This window comes from Streptomyces sp. M41 (genome assembly GCF_043673425.1).
Lineage (GTDB): Bacteria > Actinomycetota > Actinomycetes > Streptomycetales > Streptomycetaceae > Streptomyces.
The window spans coordinates 42,279-53,944 of sequence record NZ_JBIMKE010000043.1 but is presented as its reverse complement, the minus strand read 5'-3'; the positions used below and the strand labels follow the sequence as shown (position 1 = coordinate 53,944).

At 70.3% G+C, this 11,666-nt stretch carries 13 protein-coding genes; 6 read left to right on the top strand and 7 right to left on the bottom strand.

The window, feature by feature from the left end; all coding sequences use genetic code 11:
- Positions 1 to 229 precede the first annotated feature (229 nt).
- A complete protein-coding gene (locus ACHBTE_RS33695; RefSeq protein WP_394729168.1) occupies positions 230 to 718 on the top strand; it encodes a DUF4396 domain-containing protein in 489 nt (162 codons plus the stop codon).
- 22 nt (positions 719 to 740) lie between these two features.
- Here ACHBTE_RS33695 and ACHBTE_RS33690 read toward each other — a convergent pair whose 3' ends face one another.
- A complete protein-coding gene (locus tag ACHBTE_RS33690) occupies positions 741 to 1,373 on the bottom strand; it encodes a sulfite oxidase-like oxidoreductase (protein WP_394729166.1) in 633 nt (210 codons plus the stop codon).
- A gap of 176 nt (positions 1,374 to 1,549) precedes the next feature.
- On the opposite strand from ACHBTE_RS33690, the gene bfr reads away from it, so the two are divergent.
- The gene (gene bfr, locus ACHBTE_RS33685) at positions 1,550 to 2,026 is read left to right on the top strand and encodes a bacterioferritin (protein WP_394729164.1); all 477 of its coding nucleotides are present in this window, start codon (positions 1,550 to 1,552) and stop codon (positions 2,024 to 2,026) included.
- Here bfr and ACHBTE_RS33680 read toward each other — a convergent pair.
- Complete coding sequence (locus tag ACHBTE_RS33680) at positions 2,023 to 2,280, bottom strand: bacterioferritin-associated ferredoxin (RefSeq protein ID WP_394729162.1); 258 nt, start codon at positions 2,278 to 2,280, stop codon at positions 2,023 to 2,025. The genes bfr and ACHBTE_RS33680 overlap by 4 nt on opposite strands.
- A gap of 168 nt (positions 2,281 to 2,448) precedes the next feature.
- The gene (locus ACHBTE_RS33675) at positions 2,449 to 3,801 is read right to left on the bottom strand and encodes a class II 3-deoxy-7-phosphoheptulonate synthase (RefSeq protein WP_394729160.1); all 1,353 of its coding nucleotides are present in this window, start codon (positions 3,799 to 3,801) and stop codon (positions 2,449 to 2,451) included.
- Between the two features lie 96 nt (positions 3,802 to 3,897).
- Here ACHBTE_RS33675 and ACHBTE_RS33670 point away from each other — a divergent pair, with 96 nt between their 5' ends.
- Complete coding sequence (locus ACHBTE_RS33670) at positions 3,898 to 3,954, top strand: trp operon leader peptide (RefSeq protein ID WP_071528813.1); 57 nt, start codon at positions 3,898 to 3,900, stop codon at positions 3,952 to 3,954.
- A gap of 94 nt (positions 3,955 to 4,048) precedes the next feature.
- Entirely contained in the window at positions 4,049 to 5,986 is a 1,938-nt protein-coding gene (locus ACHBTE_RS33665) for an anthranilate synthase family protein (protein ID WP_394729158.1), read from the top strand.
- A gap of 66 nt (positions 5,987 to 6,052) precedes the next feature.
- On the opposite strand, the gene ACHBTE_RS33660 is transcribed toward ACHBTE_RS33665, so the two are convergent.
- From ACHBTE_RS33660 to ACHBTE_RS33645, 4 genes are all read right to left on the bottom strand, one after another.
- A complete protein-coding gene (locus ACHBTE_RS33660) occupies positions 6,053 to 7,081 on the bottom strand; it encodes a 6-phosphofructokinase (RefSeq protein ID WP_394729156.1) in 1,029 nt (342 codons plus the stop codon).
- 138 nt (positions 7,082 to 7,219) lie between these two features.
- Positions 7,220 to 7,921 (bottom strand): response regulator, encoded by a 702-nt coding sequence (locus tag ACHBTE_RS33655; RefSeq protein ID WP_394729154.1) that lies wholly within the window; start codon positions 7,919 to 7,921, stop codon positions 7,220 to 7,222.
- Positions 7,918 to 9,147, bottom strand: coding sequence for a MacS family sensor histidine kinase (macS, locus tag ACHBTE_RS33650; RefSeq protein WP_394729152.1), 1,230 nt, complete (start codon positions 9,145 to 9,147; stop codon positions 7,918 to 7,920). Before macS ends, ACHBTE_RS33655 begins: the two co-directional genes overlap by 4 nt.
- A gap of 34 nt (positions 9,148 to 9,181) precedes the next feature.
- Positions 9,182 to 9,913, bottom strand: a complete 732-nt coding sequence (locus ACHBTE_RS33645; RefSeq protein ID WP_394729150.1) for a lysophospholipid acyltransferase family protein — start codon at positions 9,911 to 9,913, stop codon at positions 9,182 to 9,184.
- Positions 9,914 to 10,118: 205 nt separating this feature from the next.
- Between ACHBTE_RS33645 and ACHBTE_RS33640 the strand changes: the two genes are divergently transcribed.
- Complete coding sequence (locus ACHBTE_RS33640) at positions 10,119 to 10,895, top strand: alpha/beta hydrolase (RefSeq protein WP_394729148.1); 777 nt, start codon at positions 10,119 to 10,121, stop codon at positions 10,893 to 10,895.
- A complete protein-coding gene (locus ACHBTE_RS33635; protein ID WP_394729146.1) occupies positions 10,888 to 11,619 on the top strand; it encodes a hypothetical protein in 732 nt (243 codons plus the stop codon). Before ACHBTE_RS33640 ends, ACHBTE_RS33635 begins: the two co-directional genes overlap by 8 nt.
- The last annotated feature ends 47 nt before the right edge of the window (positions 11,620 to 11,666 follow it).

Here is an 11,666-nt window from a genome sequence, read left to right as displayed (position 1 = left end):
CCATCGCTGCCACACCGCACTCGGCGGCCAGCCACCGATCAGCCGTGTGAACAACCCTGCGGGTCAATACACCTAGGGCCTGTCGTTGGATCATGCCGACCTGATCCAACGAGAGACCCTGGCTCGCCGCCCGGCCCGCGCGGGGATTCCCCGGAGCATTCGGGAATACCCCCAGGGGGTATATGGTTCGACTCGATGCAGGCACCGCGAACCGGCATTGGGGGCACCCATGGAGCACCAAGCGCACCAGGCACCCGCTCAGCACCACCCGGTGGCCGTCGCCGGCACCTGGGCGATGGCCGTCCGGGCCACCCTGCACTGCCTCACCGGCTGCGCCATCGGCGAGGTGCTGGGCATGGTGATCGGCACCGCGCTCGGCTGGGGTGACGTGCCGACGCTGATCCTGGCGATCACCCTCGCCTTCGCCTTCGGCTATGCGCTCACCCTGTGGGGCGTGATGAAGGCGGGCGTCGGCCTGCGGGCCGCGCTCAAGGTGGCACTGGCCGCGGACACGCTGTCGATCGCGGTGATGGAGCTGGTGGACAACGGTGTGATCGTGCTGTGGCCGGGTGCCATGGACGCCGGACTCGCCGACCCGCTGTTCTGGTGGGTGCTGGCGATCGCGCTGGCCGTCGCCTTCGTACTGACCATGCCGGTGAACAGGTGGATGATCGGCCGGGGCAAGGGTCACGCGGTGGTGCACCGGTACCACCACTGACGGGCGGCGACGGGGCCGGGGATCAGAGCTCGGGGCCGTCCCCGGGCTCCTCCTGGTACGAGTAGCGCTGCTCTTTCCAGGGATCGCCGATGTTGTGGTAGCCGCGCTCCTCCCAGAAGCCGCGGCGGTCGGCGGTCATGTACTCCACGCCCCGGACCCACTTGGGCCCCTTCCAGGCGTACAGATGGGGGACGACCAGACGGAGGGGGAAGCCGTGCTCGGCGGTGAGCAGCTCGCCGTCCTTGTGGGTGGCGAAGATCGCGCCCGCGGCGGCGAAGTCGGCCAGACGGAGGTTGGAGCTGAAGCCGTACTCCGCCCACACCATCACATGAGTGACCGACGAGGCGGGCGGGGCGATCTCCAGGATCGTGCGGGCCGGGATGCCGCCCCACTCCGCGCCGAGCATGCTGAATTTTGTGACGCAGTGCAGATCGGCGACGACGGTGGTGTACGGCAGGGCCGTGAACTCCTCATGGGTCCAGCAGTGCTTCTCGCCGTCGGCGGTGGCCCCGAAGACCCGGAACTCCCAGCGCTCGGGACGGAACTTGGGGACCGGGCCGTAGTGCGTGACCGGCCAGCCGCGCTGCACTCGCTGTCCCGGCGGAAGTTCGGAGTGTGCTGCTGCTCCAGATTCGCGCTCCACCGGCTGACCCATGACTCCATCCTGACAGACCTCGGGCGGTGTACCGGACCACCCTCCCCTCAAACCACATCAAACCGGACTAAGCATGCCCTTACTTACTAAGTGAAGACTTACTGGACGATCTTCGCCGCCAGTGCAATCATGCGGCGCAACCTGCCAGTTCCCCCCGCTTGGAAGGAGCCGCTGCGATGCAGGGCGACCCCGAGGTTCTCGAATTCCTGAACGAGCAGCTGACCGGCGAGCTGACGGCGATCAACCAGTACTGGCTGCATTACCGGATCCAGGACAACAAGGGCTGGACCAAGCTCGCCAAGTACACGCGTGAAGAATCCATCGACGAGATGAAGCACGCGGACAAGATCACCGAGCGCATTCTGATGCTGGACGGCCTGCCCAACTACCAGCGGCTGTTCCATGTCCGGGTGGGCCAGACGGTCACCGAGATGTTCCAGGCCGACCGACAGGTCGAGGTCGAGGCCATCGACCGCCTCAAGCGCGGCATCGAGGTGATGAGGACCAAGGGCGACATCACGTCCGCGAACCTCTTCGAGTCGATCCTCGCGGACGAGGAGCACCACATCGACTACCTGGACACGCAGCTGGAGCTCATCGACAAGCTCGGTGAGGCGCTGTACATCGCCCAGCAGATCGAGCAGCCCAGCTAGGCCGCAGCCTCGCGGCCGGACCAGGCCGCGTCCTCCAGCTCGGAAAGCACCGGCCTGCCCTGGTCGGCCAGCTCACGGCGCGGGCACGCGCCCCTGCCCAGGATCGCCTGGATGCGTCGTACGCACGAGCCGCAGTCGGTGCCCGCCTTGCAGGCCGACGCGATCTGGCGGGGCGTGCAGGCGCCGCTCTCCGCGTGCTGCTGGACCTGCTGCTCGGTGACGCCGAAGCAACTGCACACGTACACGCGGTTCACCTCCCGCCGGGGTTCGATAAGTCGTGCCGTACCGATTTACCGAGTGACCCTCTTGATCGGTGAGGCTAACCTAACCTTACCCGGCGGACAGGAGCCGCAAAAGTGGGGTGGGGCGCGGATCGTATGTGATCCGCGCCCCAATCCATGCTCGGGTGGCAACCCGCCAGGTCACTGGTCCCGGTACATCTCCGCGACAAGGAAGGCCAGGTCGAGCGACTGGCTGCGGTTCAGCCGCGGGTCGCAAGCCGTCTCGTAGCGCTGGTGCAGATCGTCGACGAAGATCTCGTCGCCGCCGCCCACGCACTCGGTGACATCGTCGCCGGTGAGCTCCACGTGGATGCCGCCCGGGTGGGTGCCGAGGGACTTGTGGACCTCGAAGAAGCCCTTGACCTCGTCCAGCACGTCGTCGAAGCGGCGGGTCTTGTGCCCGGAGGCCGCCTCGAAGGTGTTGCCGTGCATCGGGTCGGTCACCCAGGCCACGGTGGCGCCCGAGGCGGTGACCTTCTCGACCAGCTCGGGAAGGCGGTCGCGGATCTTGTCGGCGCCCATCCGGACGATGAAGGTCAGCCGGCCCGGCTCGCGCTCGGGGTCGAGGCGGTCGATGTACTGCAGCGCCTCCTCGGCCGTCGTGGTCGGGCCGAGCTTGATGCCGATCGGGTTGCGGATCTTCGAGGCGAACTCGATGTGCGCGCCGTCCAGCTGCCGGGTGCGCTCACCGATCCACACCATGTGCCCGGAGACGTCGTACAGCTGCCCGGTCCGCGAGTCGACCCTGGTCAGGGCGGACTCGTAGTCGAGCAGCAGCGCCTCGTGCGAGGCGTAGAACTCGACCGTCTTGAACTCCTCCGGGTCGGCCCCGCAGGCGTGCATGAAGTTCAGCGCCTGGTCGATCTCGCGCGCGAGCTGCTCGTAGCGCTGGCCGGACGGGGACGACTTCACGAAGTCCTGGTTCCAGGCATGCACCTGGCGCAGGTCGGCGTAGCCGCCGGTGGTGAAGGCACGCACCAGGTTGAGCGTGGAGGCGGACGCGTTGTACATCCGCTTCAGGCGCTCGGGGTCGGGGACGCGGGCGGCCTCGTTGAAGTCGAAGCCGTTGACCGAGTCGCCGCGGTACGTCGGCAGGGTCACGCCGTCGCGGGTCTCGGTGCCCTTGGAGCGCGGCTTGGAGTACTGGCCGGCGATACGGCCGACCTTCACCACGGGGACGGACGCGGCGTACGTCAGCACTGCGCCCATCTGGAGCAGGGTCTTGAGCTTGTTGCGGATGTGGTCGGCGGACACCGCGTCGAACGCCTCGGCGCAGTCGCCGCCCTGGAGGAGGAACGCCTCTCCCTTGGCGACGGCCGCCATCCGGGCGCGCAGCTGATCGCACTCGCCCGCGAAGACGAGCGGCGGATACGACTCGAGGTCCGCAACGACTGCGCGCAGAGCCTCAAGGTCGGGGTACTCGGGCTGCTGCGCCGCGGGCAGATCTCGCCAGGTGTTGCCAGCGCTTGCGCTGGTCTTAGCGTTCACGGTCACGACCTCAACACTACGGGGTCGTGTCGGGCGTCCTGCCCCATGCCCAGCAATTGAGACACGAGGTACACGACTCGGACATGCGGTAGGGTGCCTGTCATGTTCGCGCACTCGACCCAGAACTGGTGGTGGACCGCTCATCCGGCGGCCCACTGACTGCGCGTACGACAGACTTCGCGAAGGCCGCCCGAGGGGCGGCCTTCGGTGTTTCCCGGGGTCCGTTCCTCCCAGCGAGAAGGAAAACGGACCCATGCAGCTGCTCGACCTGCTCGACGATCCCCGACCGTTCGCCCTGCTGCGCCGCCGCACCCCGGGCCACGACGAGGACACCGTGGAGGTGCTCCTCGGCCCGGTCGCCGCCTGCGACCGCATCGCCGATCTCCCCGACGAGGGCCTCGCCCTCGTCCCCTTCCGCCAGATCCGCGAGCGCGGCTTCGACGTGACGGACGACGGCACGCCGTTGTCCGTCCTGGTGCCCGAGGAGACGTACGGCATCTCCCTGGCCGACGCGCTGGCGCAGCTGCCCGCACATGACGTCCGGGTCGAGGGCGGCGGCTTCGACGTGGGCGACGAGGAGTACGGCGAGATCGTCGGGCGTGTGCTGCGGGAGGAGATCGGGCGGGGCGAGGGCGCGAACTTCGTGATCCGGCGGACGTACGAGGGCCGGATCCCCGGATTCGGGCGGGCCGACGCGCTGGCGCTGTTCCGGCGGCTGCTGGAGGGCGAGCGAGGCGCGTACTGGACGTTCGTCGTGCACACCGGAAATCAGACAGGGCCCGAAGGGCCTTCGTTGCAAGGGCGGGGGCGGGAGACGGGTGGGCGGACGCTGGTCGGGGCCAGCCCCGAGGTGCATGTGCGGATGTCCGGCGGGACCGTCGTCATGAACCCGATCAGCGGGACGTACCGCTATCCCGCCGAGGGGCCGACGCCCGAGCACCTGCTGGACTTCCTCGCCGACGGCAAGGAGATCGAGGAGCTGTCGATGGTGGTCGACGAGGAGCTCAAGATGATGTGCACCGTCGGTGACATGGGCGGGGTGGTCGTCGGGCCCCGGCTGAAGGAGATGGCGCACCTCGCGCACACCGAGTACGAGCTGCGCGGGAAGTCCTCGCTGGATGTGCGGGAGGTGCTGCGCGAGACCATGTTCGCGGCCACCGTGACCGGCTCACCCGTGCAGAACGCGTGCCGGGTGATCGAGCGGCACGAGGTCGGAGGGCGCGGGTACTACGCGGGGGCGCTGGCGCTGATCGGCCGGGACTCCGGCGGGGCCCAGACCCTCGACTCCCCCATCCTCATCCGCACCGCCGACATCGACGCGGACGGCGGCCTGCGGGTACCGGTCGGTGCCACGCTGGTGCGCGGCTCGGACCCGGCCGGCGAGGTCGCGGAGACCCATGCGAAGGCGGCGGGGGTGCTGACGGCCCTCGGCGTGCGTCCGTCCCGGTCGAGTGCGGAGCACGCGCGCGTGCGCCTCGCCGACGATCCACGCGTGCGTGCCGCGCTCGACGGGCGCCGGGCCTCGCTGGCCCCGTTCTGGTTGCGGATGCAGGAGCCCGCGGCGCGGGAGGCCGGGCTCGGCGGGCACGCGCTGGTCGTGGACGGGGAGGACACCTTCACGGCGATGCTGGCGCACGTCCTGCGGTCGGGCGGCCTGGAGGTCACCGTCCGGCGCTACGACGAGGAAGGGCTGCGGGAGGCGGTGCTCGCGCACGAGGGCCCGCTGGTGCTGGGCCCCGGCCCGGGTGACCCGTCCGACCTCACCGACCCGAAGATGAGCTTCCTGCGCGATCTGGCCTCCGAGGTCATCCGCGGCCATCGCCAGGGTGTGCTCGGCGTCTGCCTCGGGCACGAGCTGATCGCGGCCGAGCTGGGGCTGGAGATCGTACGCAAGGAAGTGCCGTACCAGGGCGCGCAGACCACGATCGACCTGTTCGGACGGCCGGAGACGGTCGGCTTCTACAACTCCTTCGTGGCGCGCTGCGACGACGAGGCCCTGGAGGAGCTCACCGCGCACGGCGTCGAGGTCAGCCGGGCCGGCAACGGTGAGGTGCATGCCCTGCGCGGCCCCGGGTTCGCCGGGGTCCAGTTCCACCCGGAGTCGGTGCTGACGCTGAACGGCGCGGCCGTGGTGCGGGAGCTGGTGGGCCGGCTGCGCGGCACGTTCTCCGAGCAGCCGTCGGCTTCGTAGGGGCGGCTTCGCGGCGGCCGGCGACGAGGGGCGCCGGCCGCCGCGCGTGCGGGTGCGTGTCCGGGATCAGCCGAAGAAGACCCCGACCTCGTCGTAGAGCTTCGGGTCCACCGTCTTCAGCCGGGCCGTGGCGTCGGCGATCGGGACGCGGACGATGTCGGTGCCGCGCAGGGCGACCATCTTGCCGAAGTCGCCGTCGTGGACGGCCTCGACGGCGTGCAGCCCGAAGCGGGTGGCCAGCCAGCGGTCGAAGGCGCTGGGCGTACCGCCGCGCTGGACATGGCCGAGGACGGTCGTGCGGGCCTCCTTCCCGGTCCGCTTCTCGATCTCCTTGGAGAGCCACTCGCCGACGCCGGACAGCCGGACGTGCCCGAAGGAGTCCAGCGACTCGTCCTTGAGGACCATGTCACCGTCCTTGGGCATGGCGCCCTCGGCGACGACCACGATCGGGGCGTAGGACGCCTTGAAGCGCGAGGTCACCCACGCGCACACCTTGTCGACGTCGAAGCGCTGCTCCGGGATGAGGATGGCGTTGGCGCCGCCGGCCAGGCCGGAGTGGATGGCGATCCAGCCCGCGTGACGGCCCATCACCTCGACGACCAGGACACGCATATGGGACTCGGCGGTGGTGTGCAGCCGGTCGATGGCCTCGGTCGCGATGCCGACGGCGGTGTCGAAGCCGAAGGTGTAGTCGGTGGCGGACAGGTCGTTGTCGATGGTCTTCGGCACGCCGACGCAGGGCACGCCGTACTCGTCGGACAGCCGGGTGGCGACGCCGAGGGTGTCCTCGCCGCCGATCGCGATGAGCGCCTCGATCTCCTGTTTGGCGAGGTTCTCCTTGATACGGCGGATGCCGTCCTCCTGCTTGAGGGGGTTGGTGCGCGAGGAGCCGAGGATGGTGCCGCCGCGGGGCAGGATGCCGCGCACGGCGGGGATGTCGAGACGGACGGTGTCGTTCTCGAGCGGACCTCGCCAGCCGTCCCGGAAGCCGACGAAGTCGTAGCCGTACTCCTGCACGCCCTTGCGGACGACGGCCCGGATGACGGCGTTGAGACCGGGGCAGTCGCCGCCTCCGGTCAGTACTCCGACCCGCATGGAAATATCCCTTCGCCGCGGTTGCCTGGTGAGGCCACGCTAATGGTGAGCCAGGTCACAACGGGATGGGTCGGAACGGCAATTCCGGTGAACCGCCGGGTGTTCGGTTTACGCGCCGTCAAACGGACGACCGTTGGATCACTCGTCGTCGAGGCCGCGCTCTATCGCGTACCGCACCAGCTCCACGCGGTTGTGCAACTGGAGTTTGCCGAGGGTGTTCTGGACGTGGTTCTGGACCGTGCGGTGGGAGATGACCAGGCGTTCGGCGATCTGCTTGTAGCTCAGGCCCTTGGCGACGAGGCGCAGCACCTCGGTCTCACGCTCGGTGAGCTGCGGGGCTCCCGGCTGGTCGGCGTCGAGCGCGGCGGGCGCCGGTTCGGAGGCGAGGCGGCGGTACTCCCCGAGGACCAGTCCGGCGAGGCCCGGGGTGAACACGGGGTCGCCGACGGCGGTACGGCGCACCGCGTCCAGCAGCTCCTCGGTGGACGCCGACTTCAGCAGATAGCCGGTGGCGCCGGACTTCACGGCCTCCAGGACGTCGGCGTGCTCTCCGCTCGCGGACAGGACGAGGACGCGCAGGGCGGGGTTGTGGCCGACGAGTTCCTTGCAGACCTGGACGCCGGGCTTGGCCGGCAGGTTCAGGTCGAGAACGAGGACGTCGGGGGCGGCGGCCTTGGCGCGGCGCACCGCCTGGTCGCCGTCGCCCGCGGTGGCGACCACGTCGAAGCCGGACTCGGCGAGGTCGCGGGCGACGGCGTCGCGCCACATGGGGTGGTCGTCGACCACCATGACCCTGATCGTGCCCTGCTGTGCGTCCGGTCCGCTCGCGGTGTCCGTCATCGCTGCCTCGCCTTCCCCCGTGAAGCGCTGCTGTGCTTCGGTACTTTCAGTTCCACTTCGGTGCCCTGCCCCGGTACCGAGATCAGCTCGGCGCTCCCGCCGAGGTCCCGCAGCCGCCCCCGGATCGACAGGGCGACCCCGAGCCGCCCCTCGCCCTCGGCCTGCGCGAGCCGGCCCTCGGGGATGCCGGGGCCGTCGTCGCGCACGGTGACGATCACCTCGTCGGGCTCGTCCTCGACGAGGATCCACGCGCGCGCGTGCTCCCCCGCGTGCCTGCGGACGTTGTCCAGGGCGGCGCCCACGGCGGCGGCCAGCTCACGCGCGGCGGCCGGTGCCAGCGGGACGGGCGCGCCGGGCTCGGCGAGGCTGACCTTCGCGCAGGCGTACGGGGCGAGCAGCGCGCGCAGATCGACCGGTCCCGCGGCGTCGTCCGGTTCGTCCACGGCGTGTACGAGGGCCCCGTCGGCGGCGTCCTCCGAGACCCGTGAGACGGGCACCAGCCCGCCCGAAACCAGCGTGCGCAGCGCGACCTCCTGCTCGCCTGCCATCCGGCCGAGCTCGGCCGCCTCACCGCCGATGACGGCGCCACGCCGCTGCACCATCGCCAGCACCTGGAGCACGCTGTCGTGGATGTCCCGGGCGAGCCGCTCCCGTTCACGGGTGGCCGCCTCGATCTCCAGGGCGCGGGCGAGGGTGCGCTCGGAGGCACGGGCGACCTCGACGACGTAGCCGATCGCGATCGAGGCGATCCACACGAGCAGCACCATGTGGACGGTGTCCCGGGTGGGCACCCCCGAGCGTTCGATCAGGTTGGCGGCGGCGACCAGCGTGGAGGCGAACGCGGCCCAGCGCCAGCCCCCCTTGATGGCGAACGCCAGCACGGCGCCCGCCGTCCATATCGACGGCAGGGTCGGAGCGCCGGCGTCGATCCGCTCGGGCGACTCGGCGAGCCGGGTGAGCAGGATGCCGGTCAGGGCGATGGTGAGGTCCACGGCGAGGAAGCGCCTGGTGCAGCTCGCCGCGCCCGCGACCCTGGGCAGGGTGGCCAGCGTCCAGACGGCCAGGACCGCGTAGTAGGCGATGGCCACCCAGGGCCTGGCGACCTGGTCGTGGGCGCTGATGAACAGCCCGATCGCGTACACCAGGGTCAGCACGCGGTACCCGGTGAGCGCACGCCACAGCGGCTGCTCGACGGACATCCTCATGACCCGCTCGCGCTTCGCCACTGGCCCCCACCCCCCGGCTCGGATGCCGCCGACTCTATTCGGACTGTTCCTTCTTCTTCCGCGCCTGTTCCTTCTCGGCCTTCGCCGCCTCGGCGATCTGGCGCTTGGCGGCCGTCGCGTACATGTCGACGTACTCCTGGCCGGAGAGCTTCATGATCTCGTACATGACCTCGTCGGTCAGCGCGCGCAGCACGAAGCGGTCGTGCTCCATCCCCTGGTACCGGCTGAAGTCCATGGCCTCGCCGATCCGGATGCCCGGGCGCATGAGCTTGGGCATGACCTGGCCCGGCGGCTGGATCTTCTCCGTGTCGATCATGGCGACCGGGATCACCGGCGCGCCGGTGGCGAGCGCCACGCGCGCGAGGCCGCCGGGCTTGCCCCGGTACAGGCGGCCGTCGGGCGAGCGCGTGCCCTCCGGATAGATGCCGAACAGCTCACCGCGCTCGAGCACGTCTATGCCGCTCTTGATCGCCGCCTCACCCGCACCGCGCCCTCCGGAGCGGTCCACGGGCAGCTGGCCGACGCCCTTGAAGAACGCGGCCGTGAGCCGGCCCTTGACGCCCGGCGTCGTGAAGTACTCGGCCTTCGCGATGAAGGTGACCTTGCGGTCGAGGACCGCGGGCAGGAAGAACGAGTCCGAGAAGGACAGGTGGTTGCTCGCCAGGATCGCGGGCCCGTCGGCGGGAATGTGCTCCAGCCCTTCCACCCAGGGCCTGAAAGCGACCTTCAGCGGTCCCCCGATGGCCACCTTCATCGCGCCGTACAACAACCGAGTGCCTCCTGTGTCTGTAGATCAGACCTTAACCCGGAGCACTGTCAAAGACTCCGACGACCCTGGTCGGTGTCAGTGCGGTCGCGTACGGTGAAGCACACCTGGCTGTATCGCCGTGCGGCTCGGCCGCGTGGGTTCGTGCCGCCGCGCTCGTTGTGCCCGTTCCTGCCGTCCTTCTCACGAACAGGAGACCGTCAAGGTGCCGCTCCTTCCCGGAGCCGAGCCGTACCGCCATGAGGGCGGGGAGGTCGGAGTGCTGCTCTGCCACGGCTTCACCGGTTCCCCCCAGTCGCTGCGCCCGTGGGCGGCGTATCTCGCCGAGCGCGGGCACACCGTCTCGCTGCCGCTGCTGCCGGGGCACGGCACCCGCTGGGAGGACATGCAGCTCACCGGCTGGCAGGACTGGTACGCCGAGGTGGACCGCGCCCTGCGCGACCTGCGTGACCGCTGCGAGCGGGTCGTCGTGGCCGGCCTGTCCATGGGCGGCACGCTCGCCCTGCGGCTCGCCGCGAAGCACGGCGAGGACGTCGCCGGTGTCATGGTCGTCAACCCGGCGAACAAGGTGCACGGCGTGTCCGCCTCCGCCCTTCCGGTTCTGCGCCATGTGGTGCGTACGACGCGCGGGATCACCGGGGACATCGCGCAGGGCGGCGTGGAAGTCGGGTACGACCGGGTGCCGCTGCACGCAGCGAACTCGCTGCGCACCTTCTACCGCATGGTCGACGGCGAGTTGCCGCAGGTCACCCAGCCGCTGCTGGTGCTGCGCAGCGCCCACGACCATGTGGTCCCGGCGGCGGACACGGCGCGGATCCTGAGCAGGGTGTCCTCGACGGACGTAACGGAGATCGTGCTGGAACAGAGCTGCCACGTCGCGACGTTGGACCATGACGCGAACCGGATCTTCGAGGAGAGCCTCGGCTTCATGGACCGGCTCGCGACCGGCGCCGGCAGAGAAGGGACGACCGCAGGTGGCTGAGCACGACTCCGACCGCGACAGGCGCGAGGACAGCGACGATCGCGAGCCGGAAGAGCAGCACGTCCCGTTCGACGAGGACGCCGCCTGGGCCGCGATCGTCGCCGGGTACGGCGACGAGCCGGCGGACCCGCCGGGTACGAAGCCCTTCAAGTCCATCAAGGACCTGGCTCTGCCGGAACCCGACCCGAAGGACGGCACGAACGACGCCGCGGGCGACGGGACGGGCGACCGGCCGAGCGGGAAGTCCAGGTCCGCGACCGGCACGCAGGACGCCGGGGCCGACCAGGATGAGGCGTCCGAGGAGCGCGTGGAGGCCGGGGAGCCGGCGGAAGCAGGTGAATCCGCTGGGGCTGCGGGGGTCGGGGTGGACAAGCCGGTCAAGCCGCTCGGCAGCTCCATCTCCTTCGCGCCCGGTGTCGGACCGCGCGACTACACCGTGCCGGAGCCGTCCGAGGACGACTTCGACGCCGACGACGAGGGTCATTTCGTACCGCCGGAGCCGCCCCCGCTGCCCGTCGCCGACGCGACGGCGAAGTTCGCCTGGCTCGGGGTGCTCGGCGGGCCGGTCCTGCTGCTGCTCGCCGTGGTGTTCGAGTGGGACATGACCTGGTGGCTGGGCACGCTGGGCGTCGGCGGGTTCCTGGGCGGCTTCGCCACGCTGGTGATGCGGATGCGGCCGGACGACGAGGACGACGACGATCCGGGGCGGGGCGCCGTGGTCTGACCCGAGGCGAGGCGCTCCCGCCGCCCGGTGTACCGCGTTCGCCCGGC